This is a genomic window from Comamonas brasiliensis, assembly GCF_018292285.1.
In the GTDB taxonomy this organism is placed as follows: Bacteria; Pseudomonadota; Gammaproteobacteria; order Burkholderiales; family Burkholderiaceae_C; genus Comamonas; species Comamonas brasiliensis.
In genome coordinates, this window is the sequence record NZ_JAANES010000001.1 from 126,069 (window position 1) to 150,759 (window position 24,691).

Below are 24,691 nucleotides of genomic sequence, written 5' to 3' on the forward strand. Positions count from 1 at the left end.
GCCGCCGCGCCTGGCGTGCTGCGCACAGGGTGCGAGCAGCGGCCAGAGCTTCTGCGTGATGCCAAAAACCAAGAAAACAATGACCCAACCAAATCATCAGAACCCGTCGAGAGGGTACGTGCTGGCGCTGCTGACGGCCTTGTCCGCGCTGACCTTCATGGACCGGCAGATCCTGGCCGTGCTGCTGCAGCCCATCAAGCAGGAGTTCGGCTTCTCGGACCTGCAGATCGGCCTGATCACCGGACTCGGCTTTGCGCTGACCTTTGCTGCACTGGGCATACCTCTGGGGCGGCTGGCGGACCGCCATGAACGGCGCAGCCTGATTGCCTGGTGCCGTGGCATCGGCGGCGCGGTGGCGGCACTGGGCGCGCTGGCCACCGGTTCTGGCGGACTGACGGCATCGCGCGCCGGCGCTGCCCTGGGAGATGCCGGTGGCGGCGCGGCCTCCATGTCCATCCTGGCCGATCTCTACAAACCCCATGAGCGCTCGCGTGCAATGAGTGTCTTCGGCGTCGGCAATGCGATGGGCGCCCTGCTGGCCCTGCTGCTGGGGCCGCTGTTTGCCGAGCTGTGGGGCTGGCGCGTGACCATGGTCATCATCGGCGTGGCCATCATGCTCCTGTCCCTGGTGCTGCGCCTGAGTGTGCGCGAACCCGTTCGTACCGTCGGGCAGGCGGGTGCGGCTCCACAGGAAGGCCGGCAGCAGTCCCGCTCTGCGGTCGCCCTGATATGGCAGGAGCCCGTGACCCGCTATCTGATTCTGGGCGCAGCCTGCGTGCTGATCGCGGGAATCTCGATCGGCGCCTGGAATGTGGCCTTGCTGGCGCGTCGCTTCGATCTCAGCCTCAAGCAGGCGGGCTCGATTTCCGCAGGGGCTGCTGTTCTCTCGGTCTCTGGCAGTCTGTTCTCGGGCTGGTTGACGGACCGGCTGGCGCGCAGCGACGTGCGCTGGCAGATACGCATTCCCGTGATCGGCACCGCTTTAGCCATGGTGCTGGGTTTCGGCTATCTGCTGGTGGGCTCGGATCAATTCATGTTGTCCATGGCCTGCATGCTGGTCTATTCCTTCTTCACGGCCTGGTGGGCACCGGCCACCTATGCGGCCCTGAGCCTGGTCGTTGCTGCCGAGCGGCGCGCCACGGCCAGCGCCATGGTGCTGATGGCCGGGGCCTTGCTGGGCAATGGCGTGGGACCCATCGTGGCCGGCTGGCTCAGCGATGTGCTCAACAGCGTCGCACCCGGCGAAGGCCTGCGCTATGCCATGGCGATCATGATGTGCACGCTGGTGCCGGCGGTGTGGGCTTTCTACCGGGCCCTCCAGCATTACCCGGGGGCTTACCGCAGGGCCCACGCACCCGTGGCCGTTGCCGCATGAAGATGCAGGTGGCCAGCGAGCAGGGCGGCGCTGCCGTCTGGAAGATGATCTATCTGGCGCGGCGCACCCCCGCGCTGCGCCCGGAGGAGTTTGAACAGGCCTGGCGCGAGCATTCCGCGCTGGGCCGCCAATGCCGCAATGTGGGGCAGCGCGTCCAGGCCGTGGCGCAATGCGCGCGCATATTGAGCGTGCCGCCGTCGGCCGCAGCCCTGAGCCAGGACTATGACGGCGTCAATCTCATGGTGCTGGCCGAGCGCGAAGCGGGCTCGGTCATCTGGAACGACCCCGAGACCCTGGCCATCATGCGCCCCGATGAGCCTCGCGTGTTTGCCGACTATGTGCGCAATTTCTCGCTGCTGTGCCGCCAGCAGGTGCTGCGTGGCAGCGGGTCAGCAGATGTCCTGCCGCGCCAGGGGCAGCTCATCCTGATCGGTTTTGTGCAGCGCAGCGATGTGTGGCAGGGCGCTGCGGCTTTGCCGCAAGCCTGTCCGCCGCAGTGGCAAGGCGGTGCGCTGGCGCTGGCCAGCCGCATCGTCTGCAACACCGTCGACGCGCAGGCGCCAGACGGCTACGGCTATCGCCATGTGCTCGAGTGGTGGTTCGACACGCTGGAGCAGGCGCAGGCGGCAGCGGCTTCACTCGATGTCTCGCCTTCTGCGCAGCATGGCGAGTTCGGCTGGGGCGAGCATGTCTTCATGCTGACGCGGGTGACGCACGCCCGACCTTGAGAATGCAAAATAATAGCCTTTAGCGCCTTCTAAGGGGAGTTTTCAGCATGTTTTGTGTCTGATTTCTATGCCTGGAAGGCGCTGGAGGCTATGGTTTTTTGGTAAATGCCGTCACACGGTAAAAAGGCCCATGCAAGCGCATGGGCCTTTGGCCTTGGAGTCAATGGAGATCAGGCGGTCGCTTCCTCGGCTTCCTGGGTATAGGCCACCATGCCGCGTGGAATGTATCTGCCTTCGCACTGGTCCAGATATTCGGCAGTCTTGGTGCGCGGGTTGTAGAACTGCTTGTACCAGATGCGGGCCTTGAGGAAGGCACCGTCGCTGGGGATGAACAGCGGGTTCAGGCAGGGCGCCTTCTGCGACCAGACTTCGAAATCCTGGGCAAAGGCCAGGCGGCTGGCCTCCTGGTACTGTTTGGCGGCAATTTCGTCCGCCTTGGTGGGCAGGCCGCCATGCGCGGTCTTGACCAGCAGGTTGTGCCAGACCTTGATCCTGCCGTCCTCGATGGGGGTATGCATGATCATCATGAAGGAGTTGAACATGCCGCTGACCTTGGAGACCAGGATGGCTGGGCCGTGGTACCAGGTGTCGGTGTGCAGATCGGCGCTGGCACCGCCTTCGCCCACCAGGGTGCGGTGACCGCCGCACTGGCGCTGGATGGCGTTGTGGCCCTTGAACTCGTTCTCGAAGCGCGCCACGGTCGAGCCGTGGATGGGGCTCAGATGACCATAGTCGGCAATGTTGTCCACGACCTCCATGGGGTGCTGGTTCAGCTCGCCCAGGTAGTCCCATTGGCCGTTGACATAGGTCTCGTCATGCCAGTCGCCAAAAGTGGGCAGATCGTAGTCGGGCTCGCCGCCTTCGGGATCGAACCAGACCCAGATGGCGCCGTACTGCTCGACCACCTTCCAGCTCTTGACCGCGGCCGCAGCCGGAATGGCGCCGTCGTGATAGGGGATGTGGTTGCACTTGCCGTCCGCGCCGAAGCGCCAGCCGTGGTAGGGGCAGCGGATGCCGTCGCCTTCGACATTGCTGCCGCCACCGTCGATGACCACATAGCTGGTGGCGTTGGGCGCTGCCAGATGGGTCTTCATGTGGGGGCAGTATGCGTCCAGCAGCACGACCTTGCCGCTTTCGCGGCCACGGTACAGCGCGAAATCCTGGCCGAAGAAGCGCACGGCCACGGGCTTGTGGGTGTCGAGCGCACTGGCCTCGGAAATCATGAACCAGCCACGCGGGTAAGTAAATTCACCGAGGCGGTAGTCCTTCGTGGTTGCCATTGCAGAGGTCTCCGTATTTAGTTTTGGACGGATGCATCTTCTGGCAGGCGGCGCCGCCGCGCATACTCTGTTTGGACGAGTGCCGGGGCGCCTTTGATCTGGCGCAAACTGCCCAGGGTTTGCACTAGTCAGAGTGTGAGCGCCTGCTCAGCTGGTGATCGCAGCCGCTGCCACACGCTCCTGGTACAGAGGCTGCAGATCCAGCATGGTGTGGGACTTGGCCAGCGACAGGGCCTCGGGATCGGAGCCCAGCCAGAACAGGGCGGCCGCGATCTGTTCAGGCGTGGCCGCGCCATAGCGCTGGGCCAGCAAGCCGTCGTCGCCCAGCGTGGCCTTGACGGCCTCCGTCGTCACCACACCGGGGTTGACGCTGAAGGCGCGCACATTCTGCTGCTTGTACTCGGTGTTGATGCAGCCGGCCAGGCGCGCAATGGCGGCCTTGGAAGCCCCGTAGGCAAAGCCCCAGCCGCCTTGGTCGGCCGGCACGGGCGGGTTGTACTGACCGGCCGCCGAGCACACATTGATGATGCGGCCGCCGCCCTGTGCTGCCATGGAGGGAAGCAGGCGCTGGGCCAGATGGAACGGGGCGATGACATTGCCCAGGAGGCAGCGCTGCAGCGACCCTGCCGTGATTTCGGGGATCAGGTGGTTGATCTCGCGGTTCTGGTAGACGGCGTTGTTGATCAGCAGATCGACACGGCCAAAGCGCTGTAGCACGGCGTCGGCGGCCTTGTCCAGGCTGGTCAGATCCATCAGGTCCATGACATGGGCAAATACTTCGCCGCCTGCGGCCTCTATGGCCCGGGCGGTGGACTCCAGACTGCCGGACAGCAACTGGCCGTTGGGCAGACGCAGCTGGTTGTCCAGCTGCGCGCCTTCGGTCAGCGTGCGCGCGGTGATGGCCACGCGCCAGCCCCGCAGGGCAAAGAAGACGGCGGTTGCCGCGCCGATGCCGCGGCTGGCACCGGTGATGAGAACGACGGGCTGGCTCATGAGAGTCTCCGGTTTTTTGGGGGGATCAGGCGGCAGCCGTCTGCAGCTGCTGCAGGCGCTGACGGTAGGGGCGAATGGCCAGTGCGAAGAAGATCGAGGTGATGAGCAGCAGCGAGGTCACGCCCATCAGCGCCCAGCGCAGGCCTTCGGAGCCATGGGTTTGGGCAAAGTAGTCCGACAGGATGCCGGTGACCAGCGGGCCCAGGCCCACACCCAGCAAGGTCATGAACAGGTTGAGCAGGGCCGAGGCCACGCTGCGCTCGGCGGCCGTCACCATCTGGCTCACGGCGCTGTATGAGAGCGTGGCGAACCAGCTTGCGAAAAATCCGAACAACAGCGCAAAGGCCATGGCGTAGGGGACCTTGATACCGGCAACTGTCCAGAAGTCGGAGACGGGCCAGAAGAAAACGGCCACGCCGGCCGGCACGGCGCAGAGCGTGCCCATGGCGGCCAGACGCAGCTGCCAGCGCGCATCGCGCTGCGTCAGCCTGTCGCTGAGCCAGCCACAGAACATGGCGCCGAACACGGCCCCCAGGCCGCTGGCCAGGCCGAACACCAGGCCGGCGTGAGAGATGCTCATGCCGTGAATGCGCATGAAAAAGCTCGGTGCCCAGACGCCGTAGCCATAGCCCGCAATACCGGCCACGCCGCAGGCGATGCAGATATTGCGCAGCGGCGCCATACCCAGCAGACGCCTGAGCTGGCGGAACATGGATTCGCGCGGGGCACTGTCTGGCGCGGCGGCTCGGGCGGTTTCATAGGCGCCGCGTGCGGGTTCCCTGACAAAGAAATACACCAGCAGGGCCAGAATCACGCCCGGAATGCCGAAGGCCAGAAACACGGAGCGCCAACCGTAGTGCTGGGCCACCATGCCGCCGATGACCAGACCCAGCAGCGTGCCCAGGTTGGGGCCCATCATGAACAGGCTGATGGCAAACGAGCGCATCTTGGGTGGGTAGAGGTCAGAGACTATGGACACCGACGGCGCCATGCCGCCCGCTTCGCCCACGGCCACGCTCATGCGGGCCAGCAGCATATGCCAGTACTGGGTGGCGACGCCGCAGGCTGCGGTGGCCAGGCTCCAGATGCCGCAGCACAGGGCCACGATGTTGCGGCGGTTGCGGGTGTCGGCCAGACGCCCCACGGGCACACCCAGCATCGCATAGATCAGACCGAAGGCCAGCCCCGTGAGCAGACCCATCTCGGTGTCGGAGGCACCGAATTCCTGCTTGACGGGTTCCAGCAAAATAGACAGAACCTGCCGGTCAATGAAGGAGAAAATATAGACCAGCGCCAGCAGGGCGAGGCTGAGATGAGTGCGCCAGCTGACGGCGGGAGGCGGGTTTTGAGGGGTGTGCATGCGCAGCATCGTGCGAGGGGCTCAGGGTTATGCCATCGTCTTTTTGGACGACGACCGGGAAATCTTCAGGTCCGAGCATGTGCCTTCCCGTTCATGGCTTTCAAGAGAAATATTCAGGAGACAAAATGACCCAGACGAATTCGTCCATCGGCATCCGCCAGCTGCTGGACATGCAAAAGCAGGCCTTTATCGAAGAAGGTGCAGTCAGCGCCGAAGTGCGCATGCAGCGCCTGCAGCAGCTCATCGACATGCTGGTGGAGCACAAGAATGCCCTGTGCCAGGCCATGGGTGAAGACTTCGGCGGCCGCCCTGCGGTATTTTCGCTGGCCAACGACATCCTGGGCTCGCTGGCCTCGCTCAAGCATGCGCGCGACCATCTCAAGGACTGGCTGGGCGACTCGGCGCGTCCCAGCGTCAAACCCTTCGACATGTTCGGTGCCACGGCCTGGGTCAAGTACCAGCCCAAGGGCGTGATCGGCATCATCGGCACCTGGAATGCGCCGCTGTTCACCTTGCTGTCGCCGCTGGCCTGCGCGTTCGCGGCGGGCAACCGGGCCGTGCTGAAGCCTTCCGAAATCGCACCGCGCACGGCCCAGGTGCTGGCCGAGGCCGTGGCCAAGCGCTTTGATCCCCAGGTACTGGCCGTGGTGCAGGGCGGCCCCGAGGTGGCGGCAGCATTTGCCGAGCAGCCCTGGAACCACCTGGTCTTCACGGGCTCTACCAGCGTGGGCAAGCTCATCATGGCTGCCGCCGCGAGGAATCTGGTGCCCGTGACGCTGGAGCTGGGCGGCAAGTCTCCGGTGCTGGTCAGCGACACGGCCGATATCGCCCATGCGGCCGAACGCATTGCCGTGGGCAAGTCGCTGAACTCCGGCCAGCTGTGCGTGTCGCCTGACGAGGTCTGGGTCCATGAGTCGCGGCTGCAGGCGCTGGCCGAAGGGATTGCCGCGCAATACCAGTCGCTGTATCCCTCGGTGAGTGGCAATGCGGATATGACGCCCGTGATCAACGAGCGACACCATGTCCGTGTGAAAGCCTATGTGGACGATGCCAAGGCGCGTGGCCTGAGCGTGCTGGAAGTCGGTGCCGCGCAAGCCGGATCGGACCGTCGTTTGCCGCTGGCGCTGGTCATCAACCCGCCTGCCGACGCCGAGATCTCCCGGCATGAAATCTTCGGCCCGGCCATGGTGCTGCGCAGTTTCCACAACATCCGCGATGCGGTTGCGGCGATCAATGCCGGTGAGCGCCCGCTGGCGCTGTACTACTTCGGCAATGACGAGACGGAGCAGGGCTGGGTGCTGGACAACACGCTGTCCGGCGGTGTCTCCATCAACGACGTGGTCATGCATCCGGCGCTGGAAGACGCCCCGTTCGGCGGCGTGGGAGCTTCGGGCATGGGTCACTACCATGGCCGAGAGGGCTTTCTCGAGTTCAGTCATGCGCGCTCCGTCTACAAGGCCGGCAGCCACGACCCGCGTCGAGAGTGGGGCATGCTGCCGCCATATAACGAGCAGTTCGCACAGATGCTGCAGGCCGCAGTCACCCCCTGAGCCGAAGCGCGGCTTGCCCCTCTGTGCTTCGCGGAGGGGAACGACAGCTTCGCTGCGGGGCAGCGGAGCATCCTGGGTCCTTGCCCGCTGTCTCTGATCCGGAATCAGCCTGATTCGCGGCTCTGCCCCCGGTGCTGCGCTATCCATTTTTGGGGCTCATTTCTTGCGTGTTGACACAAGCTGCAGGGGCCGACCATGGGACTTGTCACATGGTCCGTTTGGCTGATGTTTCAAAAGCGTTTCGTGCAGAGCATGGCAGGGTTGGAACGCAATCAGAGGAAGAGACATGAACGAGATTTTTCGCCAGTTTTCGCTGGAGGGTCAGGTTGCTGTAGTGACCGGTGCGGGCAAGGGAATTGGCCGTGCTTGTGCGATCACGCTGGCCAGGGCGGGCGCCGATGTGGCGCTGTTTGCGCGAACCGAGGCGGATCTGCAGGCCGTCAAGGCCGAGATCGAAGTGCTGGGGCGCCGCGCCATCATCGTGCCTGGCGATGTGAACCGGGAAGAGGACCTGCAGGCCCTGATCGACCGCACCGTGGCCGAGCTGGGCAAGATCAATGTGCTCATCAACAATGTGGGCGGCGGCGGCCCCAACGACCCACGCAAGGTCACGGGCAAGGCCGTGGGCGACATGCTGGCCTTCAATGTGGTGCCTGCCTATACGCTGATCCAGAAGGTGGCCGCCGCCATGGACGCCGCAGGCGGCGGCGCGGTGGTCAATATCTCGTCCACGGCGGCGCGCTACTCGCAAAAGTACTTCAGCGCTTATGCGGCTTCCAAGGCCGCGCTCAACCAGCTCACGCGCTGCCTGGCGCAGGACTTTGGCCCGAGGGTGCGTATCAACGCCATCGAGCCCGGCACCATCATGACCGATGCGCTGGCACCGTTTCTCACGCCCGAGCGCAAGGAACGCATGGAAAAAACCACGCCCATGGCACGCATGGGCCAGCCCGAAGACATTGCCAACGCCGCGCTGTTTCTGGCCAGTCCCGCATCCAGCTGGGTGACCGGCAAGGTGCTGGGAGTGGACGGAGGCGTGGAAGCGCCGAACTTCTGAGTCTGAAGGCATCGCTCAGGCGGGGCCGACCGCTTCGCGCAGAAAAAGGGAGCTTGGGCTCCCTTTTTCCATGCACTCTTGATGATGTCGCTTGAGCCAGGTCATGGCTTGAATCGAGCCTTTGCGGTCCTGGTCAAGCGCAATGGCAACGTCTGCAAGCTGCAGCCCCGCGATGACGCGGCCGTTGTGCGATGGCGCTCTGGTGTGGCTTCAGCATGTCTTCGGCTGAGCCACTTGTCTGGCGCCTGATGGCCGGCCTTGGTCATGCCTTGGGCCGGATGTGCTCCTGCATCAGGTCCACAAAGGCTTTCACCTTTGCAGGCCGAAAGCGTGCCGTCGGGAACACGGCATGAATGCCCCCCGAGGGCAGCGACCATCTGGGCAGTACCTGTATCAGCGTGCCGTTCTTCAAATCATCGGCCACCGCGAAGTCGGGCAGTACCGACAGGCCCGCGCCCTGGCGCACGGCCTCGCGCACGCCCAGCGTCGCATCCAGCGAGATTATCGGATGCACGGTCACGCTCTGCTGCTCCAGCTCGCCGCGCGAGAAGCGCCAGCTGCAGGGGTCACGCAAGGCAGTGTTCGCCACGAAAGGCAGCTCGCCGATATGCTGCGGCTGCTTGAGCTGCCCCACTTGCCGGCGCATCGAGGGCGCAGCGACCAGCAGTTGCCGGAAGCTCCCGATCTGACGGGCCTGCACGTTGAGGTCGGAAAGCCAGCCCACGCGGATTGCCAGCTCCACCTGCCCCGACATCAGGTCGAGCGACTGGTCGCTGAACACGGCATCCACCTTGCATTGGGGGTAGCGCCGGGTGAACTCGGTGATGGCAGGCACCACCGCCGTGATGCCATAGTCCAGCGGAGCGGTCAGGCGCAGGATGCCCGAAGGCTCGGCCGCCACTTCCCCGAGCTCGTCGAAGGCATCGCCTGCCTCCTTGAGGATGGATGCACAGCGCTGGTAGAAGAGCCGGCCTGCGTCGGTGGGTACGACCTTGCGGGTAGTGCGGGTCAGCAGCGTGGTGCGGAACTCGCGTTCGAGTCTGGCGACCTGCTGGCTGACCACGGCCTTGGTGATTCCCAGCCGGTCTGCGGCGGCCGTGAAGCTGCCGGTCTCCACCACGGCCGCGAAGTAGGCCAGGCGCTTGAGATTGGCAAGCCTGCCGGCGATGGATTCTTCTGGATTGTTTGCCATTGACATACGGTTTATCTATTCGATCGGGGTTTTTCTGTCAATGCTTTGTTTCTACGATCACGGTATTCAAGCCATGGAGCCCTTTTGTGACCAAGACCCTGCATTACGTATTCGACCCTCTGTGCGGCTGGTGCTACGGTGCCGCCACCGCAGTGGCGGCTCTGGGCAAAGCGCCCGAGGTCGAGCTGCGCCTGTTGCCCAGCGGCCTCTTCGCCGGCTCCGGTGCACGTCCCATGGACGACGACTTTGCGGCCTATGCCTGGAGCAACGACCAGCGTATTGAGCGCCTGACGGGCCAGCGCTTCAGCGAGATCTACCGCAGCCAGGTGCTGTCGGACCGCCAGCAGCGGTTCGATAGCGGCCCCGCCACCCTGGCACTGAGCGCCGTCAGCCTGACCGCTCCCGAGCGAGAGTCAGAGGCCCTTGAAGCCATCCAGCATGCGCGATATGTCAACGGCGAGGACATCACCCGGTTGGAGCCGCTGGCGGCCGTGCTGCAGGCCCAGGGGCTGGAGCAGGCGGCTGCATGCCTGCTGCGGTCTGATGGCGAACTGCTGGCAGCCAATCGCGCCCGCATCGCCGCTGCGCAGGCCTTGCTGGGCCAGTTCGGCGCGCGTGGCGTTCCCTGCTTCATCCTGGAAACCCATGGCCAGCGTCAGTTGCTGAATTCCAGTGCCGCTTACGCCAATCCGCAGGCCTTTGCCGAGCAAATCGCCAAGGCCTGAGGCTTTCGCCTTTCAACCCGCCATCCCGAAATTCACCGGAGAACCATCATGCTGAATCGCCGAGACTTTGTTCAAACCGCCGCCGTCGCCGGAATCGCCACAGGCCTGGCAGGTTGCGCCGCTGCCGTGACCGGCCAATCCAGGCTGCAATGGCAGCACTTCCCTGCAGACGACAAAGGATTTTTCCGTGCGCCCGTGCTGCTTTCGGGCGACCAGGAGGCCGTTCTTATCGACGGCGGCTTTTCCCTGCCCGATGGCCGCGCCGTGGCCGAAGCCATCAAGGCTTCGGGCAAGCAGCTCAGCGCCATCTATATCAGCCAGAGCGACCCGGACTATTACTTCAGCCTGGGGCCGATCAAGGCCGCCTTTCCCGCTGCCAGGGTGATCGCAGCCTCCGACACCATTGCCGCCATCCGCGCCAATGTGCAAAAGAAGATTGATACCTGGGCGCCCCAGCTCAAGGAGAACGGTCCGCAGAAGCTCGCCGATATTGTCTTTCCCGAAGCCTATGACGGACCTGCGCTGACGCTGGAAGGCCACCGCATCGAAATCGTCAAGGCGCAGGGGCTGGAGAACCGCCGCTACCTGTGGGTTCCTTCGCTGAATGCGGTCTTCGGCGGCGTGCTGGTGTTCTCGGGCCTGCATGTGTGGACGGCCGATACCCCGACGCCAGCCTCTCGCGCCGCCTGGATCAGGAATCTGGAGGCCATCGCCGCACGCAAGCCGGCCGTGGTCGTGCCGGGCCACCTGGGCGCCCACGGCGCGCTGGACGTTTCGGCCGTGAACTACACCCGCGAATACCTGCTGGCCTTCGAGCAGGAGCTGGCCAAGGCCGCCAATGGCGATGCCTTGATCGCCGCCATGAACAAGCGCTATCCTGACGCCGGCCTGGCCGCCGCGCTGCAGATCGGCGCCAAGGTGGCCAAGGGCGAGATGAAATGGGGCTGAAGCCCGGGAGGCACACCATGACCACCAATCTGGACATCATCCGCTCGACCTACGAAGGTCTGCCCGAGGAGAACGGCAGGAATCTGCTGGCCGCACTGGCGCCCGACGCGCGGTGGACAGAGGCCGCCGGCTTTCCCTATGCCGGAACCTACGTCGGCCCGCAGCAAATCGTCGCGGGCGTGTTCCAGCGGCTGGCAACGGAGTGGGACGGCTACAGTGCCAAGGTCCACACCTACCTGGCCGACGGCGACCGCGTGGCCGCCTTCGGCGTCTACTCGGGCACCTATCGCAAGACGGGCAAGGCGATGACGGCTGGCTTCGCCCATCTGTACCGGCTCAACGAGGGCAGGATCACGAGCATGGAGCAATATGTGGACAGCCACCTCGTGCAGCAGGCGCTGCTGGCCTGAGCACAAGCGCGCCCTGTCATGAGCGATGTCAACGCACAGTTGGAAGCCATCGTGCTGCAGATGCGGGCTGGGCAATGGAATGCCGCGCACGATGCCGTGCAGCAGCATGAAGGCCTGCTCGCAGCCTGGCTGCATGGGCTGCTGCATCTGCAGGAGGGCGATCTCGAGGACGCAGAGAACTGGTACGAGCGCGCCGGCCAGCGTTTCAGGCAGCGCGGCACGCTGCAGCAGGAGCTGGACCGGTTCGAGGCCGCGCTGCGCTCTCGGCACGGTGCGTGAGCTTCAGGCCGGCTCGCTGTCCGGTATCCGGCGGGGGCTGGCCGGTATTGACCGCCCTCTCTGCGAGCAGGCTCTTCAGGTCCGCGCAGAGCCGAGCCGGGCCAGGGCCCGTCCTAGCTCAGTCCTCGCTGAAACGCGGGTAGCCTGCGTCTGCCCAGCGCTGCGCGGAGGCGCGGTTGAGACCATGGTCGGGCCGGACTCGTACCTTGGCCAGCTCGCTGCCATCGGCCGCGGTGGCCGTGAGAGTCGCCGTGGGGTTGTCCTCATCGGGCTCGATATCGAGCGCCACCGTCACGCGCGTTCCGCGAACGTCGATCTGTATGGCTTTGTGCAACAGCGCCGCCTGGTGCTGCTCATGCCGGCGTATGACTTCGCTGGCGGTCTTCACCAGGGTGTTGAAGGCCGATACATCCAGAGGCTTGGGGTTCTTCTTGTCGCGCCCCATGGTCCATGGGCCGACCAGAGCGGGCTCCGCCTGGCCGTCCCGGGTCATGGAGATGGCCCAGCCATCGTCGTCTTCATTCTTGATGACGCGGGCTTCCCAGCCCTTGTGATGCCAAAGGCGGTCTTCGAAGATGGAGAGGTCTTCTTGTTCGAGTTCTACTGACATGTCTGGACCTTGGTCGGGGAGCTATCAAGTCCAAAGTCTACTGTTTCTTTATACAGTTTGCGGGATTGGGTCTATAGAGGCCAGGGTGTCCAGGCGCAGTCATCGGCTTTTTGAAATCACGTCGCTCATGTATTTGTTCAGGTCGCGAAAATCCTGCACCGTCCAGGGATGCGGGGCGAGCTTGACCCCATTCTCCCGCAGGGTTCTGGGAATCAGGTCCCCGTTCGGTCGGAGTATGACCGAGGAAACAATGACGCCCGGATATTCCTGGAGCCGCTTCCTGAAGGCTGCGCTGGTCAGATCCGGCGTGGGAGGATTGCTTTTCCTGGCCAAGGGGCCGGTGCCCTTGATATCTGCACCGTGGCAGACGGCACATCTCTGGGTGAAGAGATTTTTTCCATTGTTGCTCTGTGCAGAAGCCGGTGCTGTCTGGGTGAGCAGCAGGGCTCCCAGCAAAGCGATGAAGCATTCCCTTGCGTGCATTGGGTCTTGTCGGTCGTGAGGTTTGCGGGCGCTAAAAGTATAGGGCTGCTGGCCTGGATCGGTGGCTTGCTGCTGTACGCAGCCCGGTGACTGTTTCCTGCTTTCTGTTGCTCGGGGCAGACCAACTGGCGACCAGGGGCAAAAGGCCGACACTGCCTGCCGTAGTGTTTAGGAAGAACCGCCTGCGGGCCCAGGCCTGCAGGCGGTCTCGGCTCTTCGGTCAATGGCTTCAGACTTCGCGCCCGGCCTGATGGCCCGAATGCATGGCCCCCTCGATATAGCCCAGGTCCTGGCAGTCCCCGATGCGGCGCACGGGAGTCCGGGTAAGGGCTTGCAGCTGCTCGGCGACGGTGGAATCGGCTTCGGCGCCGATGGCCAGCACCACGGAGTCGGCGGGCGTGCGGTATTCCTCGCCTTTCTTGTCCGTCCAGATGACTTCCTTGCGCTCGATGCGCGTGACGCTGGACTGCATCAGCAGCTTGCCGTGGTTCTTCACGGCGTCATACACGCGCCAGCGGCGCACGATGGCCAGCTCGGTGCCGGGGTGGGTGCCGGGGTCCAGCACCGTGACTTCGCGGCCGCGATCGAGCAGGAACTCGGCCAGCTCCAGGCCGACCAGACCTGCACCGATGATGGTCACGCGCTTGCCCAGGGGCATCCACAGCTTGGACAGATTCTGGATCGCTGCCGTGCTGTCCGTCACCTTGAGCATGCCGCCGGCCTTGAACAGCGCGCGCTCGGCCAGGTTCAGCTTGGCCTTGGCAATCTCGTCAGCCCGGTCGCCCGTCATCAGACGGCGCAGCTCGTCGCCGCTCCAGACATGGCTTTGCTGAGCACCCTCGATGGCGGGGGCAGCACGCCTGGCGCCGGTGCCCACCAGAATCTCGTCGGGCTGCAGCTCGGCCAGCAGTTCGGCATCGACCGTGGTGTTCAAGCGCAGCTGGATGTTCGGGTGGTCCATCTGCCGCACCAGATAGTCGAGCAGGCGACCGTTTTCGGGATAGGCCAGGGCGGCAAAGAACAGGGTGCCGCCGAGGCGGTCGCTGCGCTCGACCAGCGTCACGCGGTGGCCGCGCAGGGCGGCAACGCGGGCCGCCTCCATGCCCGAGGGGCCGCCGCCGACGATCAGCACATGCCTGGGCCTGGCCGCAAAGGCAATGGTCTTGACGGCTTCATGGCCGGTCAGCGCATTGACGGCGCACTTGATGCCGCGATTGACGAAGATTTCGCTCACGCAGGCGTAGCAGTAGATGCAGGGGCGCACGTCGCCGGCCGCATTGGCCTGCAACTTGTTGGCCATGTCGGGCTCGGCCAGCAGCTTGCGGCCCATGGCCACGAAGTCGATCTCCCCCCTGGTCACGGCATCGGCGGCATCGTCAAGCTCCCAGCGCCCGGCCGAGATGATGGGAAGGCTCACGGTCTGCTTGAACTGCCGCGCAAATTCGTGGTAGGCGTTCTCCTTCTGCGGAATCGGGGCGTCGGTGAACGCCGAGCCGGTGGGCATGCGGGCATAGGCCGAGACGCTGATGGCGTCCATGCCCAGTTCCTCGCAGAGCCTGGCGGTCTTGAGTGCCTCGTCCATGGTAATGCCGCCGGGCGTGTGCATCTCTTGCGCGTCCAGGCGCACCCAGACCGGATAGTCGGAGCCCACGCGCCTGCGCACTTCGGTCAGCACCTCGCGCAGCAGGCGGCTGCGGTTCTCGTAGCTGCCGCCGTACTCGTCGGTGCGGCTGTTGAAGAAGGGCGAGAGAAAATTGGCGATCATGTAGTTGTGCGCGCAATGCACTTCCACCGCGTCGAAGTTGGCCTGCTTGGCACGCAGGGCCGCGGCGGCAAACCATTCCACCATTTGCGCGATATCGGCCTTGTCCATGATGCGGTAGCGCTCCGGGAAGGGGCCGACGCCGACAAAGGTCGAGAACTCCTTGGGCGTGATGGTGCGCATGCCATCGTGAACCGGACCGGCGGGCGGCATGGAGGACACCCACATTTCGCGGCCGCAGGCGCGGTCGTGGGCTGCGACCTTGCCGCTGTGATTGATCTGCACCGCGATCTTGCCGCCATGGGCATGGACGCGGCGAGTGACTTCGGCCAGGCCGGGGATGAAGCTGTCGTTGGAGATGCCCAGCTGGTGCGGCTCGCTGGTGCCCGAAGGCCAGGAAATGGCCGTCGTTCCCATGATGATGAGACCGGTGCCGCCCTGGGCCCTGGCTTCGTAGTAGGCCTGGGTGCGTTCGCCGCAGCAGCCGTCGTCGCCGCCGAAGTTCTCGCCCATGGGGGCCATGGCGATGCGGTTCTTCAGCTCCATGGAGCCGATACGCCCTGTCTGCAGCAGGGATGCGTGGGGATTGTTCATTTTTCTCGCTGTCTCCTATAGTTTGCGGCCGAGTTCGGCACCTTCTTCGATGGCTCTCGCAGCATCAATCTTGTGGGCATTGCGCGCACCGCCAATCACGGTATGCGCAATGCCGTGGACCAGAAGCCTGGGCGACCAGGGGTCGTGCGACTCCTGACCGGCGCAGACCACGATGTGGTCCACGCTCAGGCAGCGCTGCTCGCCGCGTATGCGCAGGTGCAGGCCGTTGTCGTCGATATGGATGTATTCCACGTCGTTGAACATGCGTGCGCTCTTGTTCTTGAGCCGGGCGCGGCGAATCCAGCCCGTGGTGGTGGGCAGGCCGCTGCCCATGGCCGCCTTGCTGCGCTGAAGCAGCCATATCTGGCGCGGCGAATCGGCCCTCTCGCTGGCCTTGATGCCGCCGCGCAGCTCGCGCTCGGGATCGATGCCCCATTCGCGGTCGAAGGCGGCCACGCTGCCGTCGTCGGCCTTGTGATGGGTCAGCAGCTCGGCCATGTCAAAGCCCAGCGGTCCCGCGCCCACGATGGCCACGCGCTCGCCGACAAAGCGGGGGCTGCGCAATGCCTCGATATAGTCCACCACCTTGGAGCTGTTCTCGCCTTCGATGCCGCTGCGCCGCGGTGTCACTCCCGTGGCCACGACCACATGATCAAAACCGCTCAGGGTGTCGATGTCCGGTGTGGTGTTGAGCCGCAGCTCTATGCCCAGGCGCTGGATTTCATGCTCGAAATAGCGCAGCGTCTCGCCCAGCTCCTGCTTGCCGGGCACTTTCTGCGCCAGAAAGAACTGGCCGCCGATGCGGATGCCGGGCTCGAACAGCGTCACCTTGTGGCCCCGGTCGGCCGCCTCGCGCGCGCAGGCCAGTCCCGAGGGGCCCGCGCCCAGAACGGCGATCTTGCGTGCTGCTGCGGCTTTCTCCTGCGGCCATTCCCATTCGCGGCAGGCTCTGGGGTTGACCAGACAGCTGACCTGCTGGCGCGTGAAGATGCGATCCAGGCAGGACTGGTTGCAGGCAATGCAGGTGTTGATGGCGCTGTTCTGGCCTGCCTGTGCCTTGCGCACAAAGGCCGGGTCGGCCAGAAACGGGCGGGCCATGGCCACCATGTCGGCATGTCCCTGGGCAATCAGGTCATCGGCCACTTCGGGGGTGTTGATGCGGTTGCTGGCCGCCACGGGAACGCTGACCGCATGCTTGAGCTGCTCGGCAGCCCAGCTGAAGGCCGCGCGCGGCACCATCATGGCGATGGTGGGAATGCGCGCCTCATGCCAGCCCACGCTGGTGTTGAACAGGTCCACGCCAGCGGCTTCCAGCTGGCGTGCCAGGTCCAGCACTTCCTTCCAGTGGCTGCCATGCTCGACCAGATCCATCAGGGACAGGCGAAAGCTGATGACGAAGTTCTCGGGCACTGCCGCGCGTATGCCCTGCACGATGCGCAGCGCAAAGCGACTGCGGCCGGCGGCATCGCCACCCCATTCGTCGGTGCGGAAGTTGGTCAGCGGCGCCAGGAACTGGTTGATCAGATAGCCCTCGCCGCCCATGACTTCCACGCCGTCATAGCCGGCTTCGCGGGCCAGGCAGGCGCAGCGTACATAGTCGGCAATGATCTGCTCGATCTGGGCCGCGCTGAGTTCGCGCGAGCTGCGGCTGCTGAGCTTGGAGAGCACGCTGCTGGGCGAGACACCGCCGCTGCCGTGGTCGTAGCGGCCCACATGCAGCACCTGCATGAGGATATGGCAGCCCTCGGCATGCACGGCGTCCGTGATGAGGCGATGCCGGGCCGCCTGCTCGGGCGTGCAAAGTGTCGAGAACTCGGCATGCTCGGGCATGCCCAGTGCGTATTCGTTGACGCCGAAGCCGCCGGTGACGATGAGCTGCAACCCCTCCCGGGCACGCTCGGTGTAGAAGAGGGCCAGCTTCTCGAAACCCTGAGCCTGATCCTCCAGCCCGGTATGCATGGAGCCCATCAGAATCCGGTTCTTGAGGGTGATATGGCCGATGGTGATGGGCTGGAAGAGATGGGGGTACATGGCTGGTTTCCTCACACGCAAACGTTGCGCCAGTGTAGGAATGGCCACGGTAAATTCTCCCTAGGGGAATCACATCGTCCGTTTGCATGTAGTCTGACTTTTCGTGATGGGCTTTGATGTGCGCCATCACAACCCAGACCCAAGGAAACAAGACATGTCCATCATCGTGATGAGCGGCTGCGCCACCGGCATCGGCGCCGCCACGCGCAAGGCCCTGGAGGCGGCCGGCCACCAGATCGTCGGAATCGATGTCCGCGATGCAGAAGTGATCGCCGACCTCTCGACCGCCCACGGCCGCAGCCAGGCGGTCGCCGATGTGCAGGCCCGGTGCGGCAAGAGCATGGACGGCCTGGTGCTGTGCGCCGGCCTGGGGCCGCAGACCAAGGTGGTTGGCAATGTGGTTTCGGTCAATTACTTTGGCGCGACCGAGCTGCTGGACGCTTTTCTGCCGCTGCTGAAACAGGGCCGGCAGCCCGCAGCCGTCGTCATCTCGTCCGTGGCTTCCGCGCATCTGACGCACGACAGGAACCCGCTGGCACCGGCACTGGAGGCCGGCGAGGAAGCCAAGGCCCGCGCCATTGTCGAACAGGCGGGAGAGCAGGGCGGCAATCTGGCCTATGCAGGCAGCAAGAACGCTCTCACGGTGGCCGTGCGCAAGCGCGCCGCGGCATGGGGCGAGGCCGGCGTGCGCCTGAACACCATCGCCCCCGGAGCGACCGAGACGCCTTTGCTGCAGGCGGGCCTGCAGGACCCGCGCTATGGCGAATCCATTGCCAAGTTCGTGCCTCCGCTGGGCCGCCGCGCCGAGCCCGCCGAAATGGCATCCGTCATCGCCTTTCTCATGAGTGAGGCCGCCAGCTATGTGCATGGCGCGCAGATCGTGATCGACGGCGGTATCGATGCGGTGATGCGCCCGACGGGATTCTGATTCCCCCTGAGCCGCCTTGTGGCTTGCTCCCGGGAGGCAGGAGCCTGGCTGCCTCTTACCTGGGGCCGTCTTGCTCGGGAGCGCCTTGTTCTGGAATTCTGGAGCTGAGATGAACTCTGTTGAACATATGACCGCGGTTGTGCAGCGCTATGTGGCTGCGCTGAACGCTGGCGATCTGGACGGCATCGTCGCGCTGTTTGCCGATGACGCCACGGTGGAAGACCCCGTGGGCTCCGAGCCCCGGCGCGGCAGGGAGGCGATTCGCGCGTTCTATGCCAACTCGCTCAAGCTGCCCTTGGCGGTGGAGCTGACGCAGGAGGTGCGCGCGGTTGCCGACGAAGCGGCCTTCGCCTTCACCGTCAGTTTCGAGTATCAGGGCCGCAAGACCGTGATTGCGCCCATCGATCACTTTCGCTTCAACGACGCAGGCAAGGTGGTGAGCATGCGCGCCTTGTTTGGCGAGAAGAATATTCACGCCGGCGTCTGAGCAAGCTCTTCATGGCCAAGGCGCAGGCCATGACGGTTCTCTCGACACAGGCGCCGATACAGAATCTGCAGCGCAGGCGCAGCGCCGATCTCGCATCGCTTCGTTCGTCCATGGCGAGCTTTCCCGGAGCAGGAGAAGCCATGGCGCAGGCGCTGCCGAGCCGCCGCGGCCCACGCCTGCAATGTTCTGTATTCAGAAGCTGCTTGCGCTTGACTGCATTCAAATTTCTTATGTTTTATAGCTGAAATCAATAAGATGCATGCGATAGATGCTCTTGTTTAAATAGCTGTTGAGGCACTGAATGCAGTGAATCGGGCTGGATCGGCGCCTGGTCCAGTCAGGCCGGCCCTTCAGGGATTGGCGTATTTCAGATGGACGATGGGGTAGGCGCGGCCTTGCCCATCGAGCGCAGAGCGGCCCGTGCGCCTGAAGCCCAGGCGTTCGTAAAAGCCCACTGCCTGCGCATTCTGCTCGTTCACGTCGGTGCTCATTTCGGGGTGCAGCGTCAGGCCGTGGCGCACCAGCGCCGCACCGAGGCCACGGTGCCGGAAGGCAGGGTCCACAAACAGCGCTTCCATGTGGCCCTGGTCCAAGAGCATGAAGGCCAGGGGATGGTCCTGCGCGTCGACAGCGAACCACAGCGGGGCGTGTGGCAGAAAGCCGCACACCATCTCGTCAATCTCGGCGCGATCCTGCGGACTCAGAAAGTCATGCGTGGCATCAACGGCATGGCGCCAGATCTCTATCGCTCGTGCCCCTTCGTCGGGGCGGGAAGCTCGAATGGAAGTCATTGCCGGATTATGTACACCAAGAATGCTTGCCCCGGGGCCGGGCATCAGGAGCGGTCCATGCCTGTCAGATGGGGCTCCAGCACCTCGGTGATCCAGTTCAGGAAAGCGGTGACCCGCGGCGCAATATGTCTGCGATGCGGGTAGAGCAGGGACACCGGCATGGGCGCGGCCTTGAAGTCGGGCATGACCTCGACCAGCAGACCCTGATCGAGCAGGTGGCGCGCACCCCGGACGGGCGCCTGAATCAGGCCCAGACCGGCAAGACAGGCGGCCTGGTAGGCATCCGTGCCGTTGACCACCAGTGCGCAGCGCATGGGCTGCAGGGCGGTCTCCCTGCCGCGCTGATACTCCCAGCCCGCGCCATGCCGTCCGAGCTGGTTTGCATAGTGAATGATCCGGTGGCGTGACAGATCGGCCAGTGTTGCGGGTGTGCCGTGGCGCTCCAGATAGGCGGGGCTGGCCAGATTGCACATCTCCAGCGCGCCGAGCGTGCGGGCGATCAAGTCGGTATCTGCCAGCGGGCCGATGCGCACCACGCAGTCAAAGCCCTCCTGCACCACATCCACGCGGCGGTCGCTGGTGCTGATGCCTACTTCCAGCAAAGGGTGGGCCGAGAGGAACTCGGGCAGTTTCGGAAGGACGACGTCCCGGGCCAGGGTGTTGGGCATATCGATGCGCAGACTGCCACGCAGTCCGCTGGTGGCGGGCTGGAACATGGCTTGCAGCTGTTCCAGGTCGGCCATCAACTCCTTGCTGCGTTCGAGGAACTGCTCGCCATCGGCGGTCAGCCGCACATGTCTGGTGGTGCGTTGCAGCAGACGGGTTCCGAGCTGCCTTTCCAGCTGCTGGACCACGGTCGACACACGGCTTTTGGTCAGCCCGAGCTGGTCTGCGGCCAGCGTGAAGCTGGAGAGCTCGGCAACGCGGGTGAACACATGAAGCGCATTGAAGTCCATGGCTTGATTGTATTTTCAAAGTGAACAGTGAGATCTTTAATGAGGTGTTTATTCATGGATTGAGAACACCTACAGTCCTGGCTTGTTGACATCCTCCATGAGACCGACATGCAAGCATCTACACCCCGTATCGCATTGATCACTGGCGCAAGCCGTGGCCTGGGCCGTAGCGAAGCCCTCAAACTGGCCGAACTCGGCGTTCATCTGATCGTCACTTACAAGGACCGCGAAAGCGATGCGCAGGAGCTGGTCTCCCGCATCGAGGCGCTGGGCAGCCGTGCCGTGGCGCTGCGCCTGGACGTGGGCGACAGCAAGAGCTTTGCTGCGTTTGCCGACCGTGTCAGGGGCGTGCTGGCCGACACCTGGCAGCGCGAGCAGTTCGACTATCTGGTGAACAATGCCGGCATCGGCTTGATGGCGCCGTTTGCCGAGACCACGGAAGAGCAATTCGATCTGCTCGTCGATATTCACCTCAAGGGCACGTTCTTTCTGACGCAAAAACTGCTGCCCCTGATCAGGGACGGCGGACGCATCGTCAATACCTCCTCCGGGCTGGCACGTTTCAGCTTCCCCGGCTATGCCGCCTATGCGGTGATGAAGGGCGGTATCGAAGTGATGACGCGCTATCTGGCCAAGGAGCTGGGGGCACGCGGCATCGCCGTGAACACCATTGCTCCCGGCGCCATAGAAACGGATTTCGGTGGTGGCGTGGTGCGCGACAATGCACAGGTCAATGCCCATATCAGCGGCCTGACCGCCATGGGTCGGGTGGGGCGTCCCGACGATGTGGGCGCTGCGGTTGCCGCATTGCTGGCCGATGGCAACAACTGGGTCACGGGCCAGCGCATTGAAGTGTCTGGCGGCATGATGCTCTGAGCAGGCTTCGATCCGGAGGAATCCATCCGGATTTCTCGGGGTGAGCGGTATCGGGCATGCAGGCATGCAGGCATGCAGGCACGCAGGCACGCAGCGGCAGAGGTGAGGCCTGCGGCCTCGTTTTTGAATAGAGGATTTGGAGACCGAGTCGTGCCCGAGAACTACCTGGGAAGCTGTTTATGTGCAAGAGTCGGCTATCGGCTGCTGTCGCCGCCCAGGGCCGTGACTCACTGCCATTGCGGGCAGTGCCGCAAAAGCCATGGCTCCGCGTTCGCAAGCTATGGCGCCGTGCCGCGCAAGGACCTGTGCATAGTCTCCGGGCAGAGCGATATCAAGTCCTATGCTTCTTCGGCATCCGTGCACAGGCAGTTCTGCCAGCACTGCGGCTCGTCGCTGTTCTGGTCCAGGCAGGCCGGCGACTGGGCCGACTGGATATGCATTGCACTGGGCACGCTGGACTCGGCTTTCACGGCATCACAGCAAAAGCATGTGCACCTGGACTCCCGGCCCTTGTGGTCGGACTTTGCCGATGGCTGCATGTCGCATGACTGAGAGATAGTCCTCTGCCAGTGCTCCCGGATCCGGGGCAAAAAAGCACTCATTCCCCCTTGAATTCCGGCTGGCGTTTCTCGATGAAGGCATGCATGCCTTCCTTCTGGTCCCGGGTCGCAAACAGAATCTGGTTGGCCTTGCGCTCCAGCATCAGGGCGGCATCCAGCGAGGCATCCATGCCGGCAATCACCACTTCCTTGATCTGCTCCACGGCCAGCGGCGGCATGGCGGCGATGAGTTTTGCCATTTTCAGAGCCTCAGGGATTACCTGATCGTCTGCACAGACTAGGCTGACCAGACCCATGGCGCAGGCCTCGTCGGCGCTGACGGGTTTGCCGGTCAACAGGATGCGCATGGCCTGGAACTTGCCCACGGCACGCACCAGACGCTGGGTGCCGCCGATGCCGGGCATGATGCCGATGCGAATTTCGGGCTGGGCAAAGCTGGCACCCCGGCCGGCAATGATGATGTCGCAATGCATGGCCAGCTCGGCCCCGCCTCCAAAGGCATAGCCGCAGACCGCCGCGATGATGGGCTTGGGGCATTTCTCGATCGGCGCCCAGACCCGCTCCGTGTGGCGCTTCATGATCTCTATGGGGCCGCAGGAGTCCATGCTCCGGATGTCGCCACCCGCTGCGAACACCTTGTCGCCACCGGTCAGAACAATGCAGCGCACGCTGGCGTCTGCGCTCAGCGCGGCGAAGGTTCTGGACAGTGCGGCCTGCAGGGACAGGCTCAGTGCATTCGTGGCCTGAGGGCGGTTGAGCTGCACCACCGCCACGCCGTTGTCCTGCTGCCGAACCAGCAGTTCCTCCTGCGCGGCGTTCGTCATTTCAATAGCAGTAGGCGTTGCTGACATAAGGTTTCCCAAGGAGTTGAACAGGGTCGATGGTCGTTTTCAGGCAAGAGACCAACATCGTCCTTTTGGACGTATCTGCTGCCGGTGCCGAAATCTAAATTGGCAGCCATGGATACGAACAACGACTTTCAAAACAAGGTGGTGCTGGTCACCGGCGGCACCAAGGGCATAGGCAAGGCCATTGCGCAGGGGTTTCTCGCCGCAGGCGCCACGGTGGTGGTCTGCGGGCGCCAGCAACCCGAAGCGCTGCCCGATGCGGCCGGTCGCAGCGCGGACTTCATGGCCTGCGATGTGCGCGAGGCCCAGGCCGTCAAGGACATGGTCGACGAGGTGCAGCGCCGCCATGGTCGCCTGGACGTTCTTGTCAACAACGCCGGCGGCGCTCCCCATGTGGATGCGGCCACGGTATCGCCGCGCTTTCACGAAAGCGTGCTGCGCCTGAATCTCTTCTCGACCCTGCACGCCTCTCAGGCCGCCAATGCCGTGATGCAGCAGCAGGACGGCGGCGGCGTGATTGTCTGCATCGGCAGCATCAGCGCGCTGCGTCCTTCGCCCGGTACGGCGGCCTACGGCGCAGCCAAGGCTGCGGTGCTGAGCCTGGTCAGCTCTCTGGCGGTGGAGTGGGCGCCCAAGGTGCGGGTGGTGGCCGTCAGCCCCGGCCTGGTGCGCACCGAGCAGTCGCATCTGCACTTCGGGGACGAGGCCGGTATCGCCTCGGTCGCTCAGACCATTCCTGCAGGCCGGCTGGCCGAACCCGAGGACATTGCCAACGCCTGCCTGTATGTGGCCTCGCAGAGCGCTTCCTACATGAGCGGCACCAATCTGCTGCTGCACGGCGGCGGCGAGCGTCCCGCATTCCTGAGTGCCTCGAACTCGGAATCCGTGCCGCAGAAACACTGAATTTCAAAGGAGACAATCTTGACCGATCAAGACTGGATGGCAGAAGTCCGCAGCTATGTGGGCAAGCAATACGGGCGTGTCTATGCCTGGGACAAGGTCAACAGCCCCATGATTCGTCAGTGGTGCGAGCTGATGGGTGTGGCCGTCAAGACCGACAAGGAGGGTAAGACCGTTGCGCCTCCTGCCATGCTGCAGGTCTGGTGCATGGAAGGGCCGGTGCAGAACAACTACCCGCCCGGCTCCACGACCGAGAATCCGTATGAGGTTCTGAAGCTGATCGAGGCGCAGGGCTTTCCTTCCACCGTGGCGGTGAACTCGGAGCTGAGTTTCGAGCGCGATGTGCTCGAGGGCGAGGATCTGTACTACACGACACGCCTGGAAGCCATCAGCGAAGAGAAGACCACGGCCCTGGGAACAGGCTACTTCGTGACGCAGATCATGGAGTATTTCTCGATCAAGACCCCGGGCGGCGAAGACGAGAAGGTCGGCCAGTTGATGTTCCGCGTCTTCAAGTTCCGTCCCGCCAATGTGCAAAAGGCCGAACCCGCGCCGGCGGCGGCCGCGAAGATCAAGCGGCCCGCTCCCGGTGTGAGCGATGACAACCGCTTCTTCTGGGAAGGCCTGAAGGAAGGAAAGCTCCTGATTCAGCGCTGCAAGAGCTGCGGCGATCTGCACCATCCCCCGGGTCCCGTCTGCCCCCAATGCCATTCCTTCGACTGGGACACGGTCGAGGCCAGCGGCCAGGGCACGGTGTACTCCTTCGTGGTCATGCATTACCCCGAAGTTCCGCCTTTCGACCACCCCAATCCCATCGGCCTGGTGGAGCTGCAGGAGGGCGTGCGCGTGATCGCCCAGCTGGTCGGCGTCAAGCCCGGCGAGGTACAGATCGGCCAGAAGGTGCAGGTGGAGTTCAACACCTTTGATGGTGATCTGACTCTGGCCCAGTTCCGCCCCGTGGCCTGATG

The 24,691-nt window shown here is 64.1% G+C and carries 26 protein-coding genes; 15 read left to right on the forward strand and 11 right to left on the reverse strand.

Annotation, left to right across the window (positions count from 1 at the left end; translation table 11 throughout):
- The first annotated feature begins 79 nt into the window (after positions 1-79).
- Both DJFAAGMI_RS00570 and DJFAAGMI_RS00575 read left to right on the forward strand, forming a co-directional pair.
- The gene (locus tag DJFAAGMI_RS00570) at positions 80-1,375 is read left to right on the forward strand and encodes an MFS transporter (RefSeq protein ID WP_249333667.1); all 1,296 of its coding nucleotides are present in this window, start codon (positions 80-82) and stop codon (positions 1,373-1,375) included.
- A complete protein-coding gene (locus tag DJFAAGMI_RS00575) occupies positions 1,372-2,103 on the forward strand; it encodes an EthD domain-containing protein (protein ID WP_211455551.1) in 732 nt (243 codons plus the stop codon). Before DJFAAGMI_RS00570 ends, DJFAAGMI_RS00575 begins: the two co-directional genes overlap by 4 nt.
- A gap of 170 nt (positions 2,104-2,273) precedes the next feature.
- Here DJFAAGMI_RS00575 and DJFAAGMI_RS00580 read toward each other — a convergent pair whose 3' ends face one another.
- The 3 genes from DJFAAGMI_RS00580 to DJFAAGMI_RS00590 all read right to left on the reverse strand — a co-directional run bounded on the left by DJFAAGMI_RS00580 (position 2,274) and on the right by DJFAAGMI_RS00590 (position 5,736).
- Positions 2,274-3,383: an aromatic ring-hydroxylating dioxygenase subunit alpha gene (locus DJFAAGMI_RS00580; RefSeq protein ID WP_043005815.1), complete on the reverse strand. Its 1,110-nt coding sequence runs from the start codon at positions 3,381-3,383 to the stop codon at positions 2,274-2,276.
- A gap of 147 nt (positions 3,384-3,530) precedes the next feature.
- On the reverse strand, positions 3,531-4,376 hold the full coding sequence (locus tag DJFAAGMI_RS00585; RefSeq protein WP_211455552.1) for an SDR family NAD(P)-dependent oxidoreductase: 846 nt from the start codon (positions 4,374-4,376) through the stop codon (positions 3,531-3,533).
- A 25-nt stretch (positions 4,377-4,401) separates the two neighbouring features.
- Positions 4,402-5,736, reverse strand: a complete 1,335-nt coding sequence (locus DJFAAGMI_RS00590) for a spinster family MFS transporter (RefSeq protein ID WP_249333668.1) — start codon at positions 5,734-5,736, stop codon at positions 4,402-4,404.
- Positions 5,737-5,861: 125 nt separating this feature from the next.
- Here DJFAAGMI_RS00590 and DJFAAGMI_RS00595 point away from each other — a divergent pair, with 125 nt between their 5' ends.
- Positions 5,862-7,286 (forward strand): coniferyl aldehyde dehydrogenase, encoded by a 1,425-nt coding sequence (locus tag DJFAAGMI_RS00595; RefSeq protein ID WP_211455554.1) that lies wholly within the window; start codon positions 5,862-5,864, stop codon positions 7,284-7,286.
- A gap of 286 nt (positions 7,287-7,572) precedes the next feature.
- Positions 7,573-8,343: an SDR family NAD(P)-dependent oxidoreductase gene (locus tag DJFAAGMI_RS00600; RefSeq protein ID WP_043005811.1), complete on the forward strand. Its 771-nt coding sequence runs from the start codon at positions 7,573-7,575 to the stop codon at positions 8,341-8,343.
- Between the two features lie 262 nt (positions 8,344-8,605).
- Here the strand turns inward: DJFAAGMI_RS00600 and DJFAAGMI_RS00605 are convergent, their stop codons facing one another.
- Positions 8,606-9,541 (reverse strand): LysR family transcriptional regulator, encoded by a 936-nt coding sequence (locus tag DJFAAGMI_RS00605; protein WP_211455555.1) that lies wholly within the window; start codon positions 9,539-9,541, stop codon positions 8,606-8,608.
- Positions 9,542-9,621: 80 nt separating this feature from the next.
- Between DJFAAGMI_RS00605 and DJFAAGMI_RS00610 the strand changes: the two genes are divergently transcribed.
- Genes DJFAAGMI_RS00610 through DJFAAGMI_RS00625 form a run of 4 tightly spaced genes read left to right on the forward strand, consistent with a single transcriptional unit; the run spans position 9,622 to position 11,897 of the window.
- Positions 9,622-10,260 (forward strand): DsbA family protein, encoded by a 639-nt coding sequence (locus DJFAAGMI_RS00610; protein ID WP_211455556.1) that lies wholly within the window; start codon positions 9,622-9,624, stop codon positions 10,258-10,260.
- Between the two features lie 48 nt (positions 10,261-10,308).
- A complete protein-coding gene (locus DJFAAGMI_RS00615) occupies positions 10,309-11,208 on the forward strand; it encodes a twin-arginine translocation signal domain-containing protein (protein ID WP_211455557.1) in 900 nt (299 codons plus the stop codon).
- 17 nt (positions 11,209-11,225) lie between these two features.
- The gene (locus DJFAAGMI_RS00620) at positions 11,226-11,618 is read left to right on the forward strand and encodes a nuclear transport factor 2 family protein (protein ID WP_211455558.1); all 393 of its coding nucleotides are present in this window, start codon (positions 11,226-11,228) and stop codon (positions 11,616-11,618) included.
- A gap of 18 nt (positions 11,619-11,636) precedes the next feature.
- Positions 11,637-11,897: a hypothetical protein gene (locus DJFAAGMI_RS00625; RefSeq protein WP_043005803.1), complete on the forward strand. Its 261-nt coding sequence runs from the start codon at positions 11,637-11,639 to the stop codon at positions 11,895-11,897.
- A 118-nt stretch (positions 11,898-12,015) separates the two neighbouring features.
- Here DJFAAGMI_RS00625 and DJFAAGMI_RS00630 read toward each other — a convergent pair whose 3' ends face one another.
- From DJFAAGMI_RS00630 to DJFAAGMI_RS00645, 4 genes are all read right to left on the reverse strand, one after another.
- Positions 12,016-12,507, reverse strand: coding sequence for a hypothetical protein (locus tag DJFAAGMI_RS00630; protein WP_211455559.1), 492 nt, complete (start codon positions 12,505-12,507; stop codon positions 12,016-12,018).
- A 99-nt stretch (positions 12,508-12,606) separates the two neighbouring features.
- Entirely contained in the window at positions 12,607-12,990 is a 384-nt protein-coding gene (locus tag DJFAAGMI_RS00635; protein WP_211455560.1) for a c-type cytochrome, read from the reverse strand.
- A gap of 229 nt (positions 12,991-13,219) precedes the next feature.
- Positions 13,220-15,346, reverse strand: coding sequence for an oxidoreductase (locus DJFAAGMI_RS00640; RefSeq protein WP_211455561.1), 2,127 nt, complete (start codon positions 15,344-15,346; stop codon positions 13,220-13,222).
- Between the two features lie 15 nt (positions 15,347-15,361).
- A complete protein-coding gene (locus tag DJFAAGMI_RS00645; protein WP_211455562.1) occupies positions 15,362-17,377 on the reverse strand; it encodes an NADPH-dependent 2,4-dienoyl-CoA reductase in 2,016 nt (671 codons plus the stop codon).
- 154 nt (positions 17,378-17,531) lie between these two features.
- Between DJFAAGMI_RS00645 and DJFAAGMI_RS00650 the strand changes: the two genes are divergently transcribed.
- The 3 genes from DJFAAGMI_RS00650 (at position 17,532) to DJFAAGMI_RS00660 (ending at position 19,037) form a co-directional block, all read left to right on the forward strand.
- Entirely contained in the window at positions 17,532-18,305 is a 774-nt protein-coding gene (locus DJFAAGMI_RS00650; RefSeq protein ID WP_211455563.1) for a 3-alpha-hydroxysteroid 3-dehydrogenase, read from the forward strand.
- A gap of 109 nt (positions 18,306-18,414) precedes the next feature.
- Positions 18,415-18,792 (forward strand): steroid Delta-isomerase, encoded by a 378-nt coding sequence (locus DJFAAGMI_RS00655; RefSeq protein ID WP_043005790.1) that lies wholly within the window; start codon positions 18,415-18,417, stop codon positions 18,790-18,792.
- Positions 18,793-18,803: 11 nt separating this feature from the next.
- On the forward strand, positions 18,804-19,037 hold the full coding sequence (locus DJFAAGMI_RS00660) for a hypothetical protein (protein ID WP_211455564.1): 234 nt from the start codon (positions 18,804-18,806) through the stop codon (positions 19,035-19,037).
- A gap of 105 nt (positions 19,038-19,142) precedes the next feature.
- Here DJFAAGMI_RS00660 and DJFAAGMI_RS00665 read toward each other — a convergent pair whose 3' ends face one another.
- Together DJFAAGMI_RS00665 and DJFAAGMI_RS00670 are read right to left on the reverse strand one after the other, a co-directional pair.
- Positions 19,143-19,583 carry an acetyltransferase gene (locus DJFAAGMI_RS00665; RefSeq protein WP_211455565.1) on the reverse strand — a complete coding sequence of 147 codons (441 nt, stop codon included), beginning with the start codon at positions 19,581-19,583 and terminating at the stop codon, positions 19,143-19,145.
- 44 nt (positions 19,584-19,627) lie between these two features.
- Positions 19,628-20,539, reverse strand: a complete 912-nt coding sequence (locus DJFAAGMI_RS00670; protein WP_211455566.1) for a LysR family transcriptional regulator — start codon at positions 20,537-20,539, stop codon at positions 19,628-19,630.
- Between the two features lie 108 nt (positions 20,540-20,647).
- Here DJFAAGMI_RS00670 and DJFAAGMI_RS00675 point away from each other — a divergent pair, with 108 nt between their 5' ends.
- A complete protein-coding gene (locus tag DJFAAGMI_RS00675) occupies positions 20,648-21,415 on the forward strand; it encodes an SDR family NAD(P)-dependent oxidoreductase (protein WP_211455567.1) in 768 nt (255 codons plus the stop codon).
- A gap of 150 nt (positions 21,416-21,565) precedes the next feature.
- Positions 21,566-21,967 carry a GFA family protein gene (locus tag DJFAAGMI_RS00680; protein ID WP_211455568.1) on the forward strand — a complete coding sequence of 134 codons (402 nt, stop codon included), beginning with the start codon at positions 21,566-21,568 and terminating at the stop codon, positions 21,965-21,967.
- A gap of 46 nt (positions 21,968-22,013) precedes the next feature.
- On the opposite strand, the gene DJFAAGMI_RS00685 is transcribed toward DJFAAGMI_RS00680, so the two are convergent.
- Positions 22,014-22,826: an enoyl-CoA hydratase gene (locus tag DJFAAGMI_RS00685; RefSeq protein WP_211455569.1), complete on the reverse strand. Its 813-nt coding sequence runs from the start codon at positions 22,824-22,826 to the stop codon at positions 22,014-22,016.
- Positions 22,827-22,934: 108 nt separating this feature from the next.
- Between DJFAAGMI_RS00685 and DJFAAGMI_RS00690 the strand changes: the two genes are divergently transcribed.
- Positions 22,935-23,726 carry an SDR family oxidoreductase gene (locus tag DJFAAGMI_RS00690; RefSeq protein WP_211455570.1) on the forward strand — a complete coding sequence of 264 codons (792 nt, stop codon included), beginning with the start codon at positions 22,935-22,937 and terminating at the stop codon, positions 23,724-23,726.
- An 18-nt stretch (positions 23,727-23,744) separates the two neighbouring features.
- Complete coding sequence (locus tag DJFAAGMI_RS00695) at positions 23,745-24,689, forward strand: Zn-ribbon domain-containing OB-fold protein (RefSeq protein ID WP_211455571.1); 945 nt, start codon at positions 23,745-23,747, stop codon at positions 24,687-24,689.
- Positions 24,690-24,691: the final 2 nt, after the last annotated feature.

Excerpts from the sequence above, each read along its gene's own strand:
- DJFAAGMI_RS00570 (WP_249333667.1), top strand. The coding sequence starts at position 80 with ATGACCCAACCAAATCATCAGAACCCGTCGAGAGGGTACGTGCTGGCG.
- DJFAAGMI_RS00575 (WP_211455551.1), top strand. The coding sequence starts at position 1,372 with ATGAAGATGCAGGTGGCCAGCGAGCAGGGCGGCGCTGCCGTCTGGAAG.
- DJFAAGMI_RS00580 (WP_043005815.1), bottom strand. The coding sequence starts at position 3,383 with ATGGCAACCACGAAGGACTACCGCCTCGGTGAATTTACTTACCCGCGT.
- DJFAAGMI_RS00585 (WP_211455552.1), bottom strand. The coding sequence starts at position 4,376 with ATGAGCCAGCCCGTCGTTCTCATCACCGGTGCCAGCCGCGGCATCGGC.
- DJFAAGMI_RS00590 (WP_249333668.1), bottom strand. The coding sequence starts at position 5,736 with ATGCACACCCCTCAAAACCCGCCTCCCGCCGTCAGCTGGCGCACTCAT.
- DJFAAGMI_RS00595 (WP_211455554.1), top strand. The coding sequence starts at position 5,862 with ATGACCCAGACGAATTCGTCCATCGGCATCCGCCAGCTGCTGGACATG.
- DJFAAGMI_RS00600 (WP_043005811.1), top strand. The coding sequence starts at position 7,573 with ATGAACGAGATTTTTCGCCAGTTTTCGCTGGAGGGTCAGGTTGCTGTA.
- DJFAAGMI_RS00605 (WP_211455555.1), bottom strand. The coding sequence starts at position 9,541 with ATGTCAATGGCAAACAATCCAGAAGAATCCATCGCCGGCAGGCTTGCC.
- DJFAAGMI_RS00615 (WP_211455557.1), top strand. The coding sequence starts at position 10,309 with ATGCTGAATCGCCGAGACTTTGTTCAAACCGCCGCCGTCGCCGGAATC.
- DJFAAGMI_RS00620 (WP_211455558.1), top strand. The coding sequence starts at position 11,226 with ATGACCACCAATCTGGACATCATCCGCTCGACCTACGAAGGTCTGCCC.
- DJFAAGMI_RS00625 (WP_043005803.1), top strand. The coding sequence starts at position 11,637 with ATGAGCGATGTCAACGCACAGTTGGAAGCCATCGTGCTGCAGATGCGG.
- DJFAAGMI_RS00630 (WP_211455559.1), bottom strand. The coding sequence starts at position 12,507 with ATGTCAGTAGAACTCGAACAAGAAGACCTCTCCATCTTCGAAGACCGC.
- DJFAAGMI_RS00635 (WP_211455560.1), bottom strand. The coding sequence starts at position 12,990 with ATGCACGCAAGGGAATGCTTCATCGCTTTGCTGGGAGCCCTGCTGCTC.
- DJFAAGMI_RS00640 (WP_211455561.1), bottom strand. The coding sequence starts at position 15,346 with ATGAACAATCCCCACGCATCCCTGCTGCAGACAGGGCGTATCGGCTCC.
- DJFAAGMI_RS00645 (WP_211455562.1), bottom strand. The coding sequence starts at position 17,377 with ATGTACCCCCATCTCTTCCAGCCCATCACCATCGGCCATATCACCCTC.
- DJFAAGMI_RS00650 (WP_211455563.1), top strand. The coding sequence starts at position 17,532 with ATGTCCATCATCGTGATGAGCGGCTGCGCCACCGGCATCGGCGCCGCC.
- DJFAAGMI_RS00655 (WP_043005790.1), top strand. The coding sequence starts at position 18,415 with ATGAACTCTGTTGAACATATGACCGCGGTTGTGCAGCGCTATGTGGCT.
- DJFAAGMI_RS00660 (WP_211455564.1), top strand. The coding sequence starts at position 18,804 with ATGGCCAAGGCGCAGGCCATGACGGTTCTCTCGACACAGGCGCCGATA.
- DJFAAGMI_RS00665 (WP_211455565.1), bottom strand. The coding sequence starts at position 19,583 with ATGACTTCCATTCGAGCTTCCCGCCCCGACGAAGGGGCACGAGCGATA.
- DJFAAGMI_RS00670 (WP_211455566.1), bottom strand. The coding sequence starts at position 20,539 with ATGGACTTCAATGCGCTTCATGTGTTCACCCGCGTTGCCGAGCTCTCC.
- DJFAAGMI_RS00675 (WP_211455567.1), top strand. The coding sequence starts at position 20,648 with ATGCAAGCATCTACACCCCGTATCGCATTGATCACTGGCGCAAGCCGT.
- DJFAAGMI_RS00685 (WP_211455569.1), bottom strand. The coding sequence starts at position 22,826 with ATGTCAGCAACGCCTACTGCTATTGAAATGACGAACGCCGCGCAGGAG.
- DJFAAGMI_RS00690 (WP_211455570.1), top strand. The coding sequence starts at position 22,935 with ATGGATACGAACAACGACTTTCAAAACAAGGTGGTGCTGGTCACCGGC.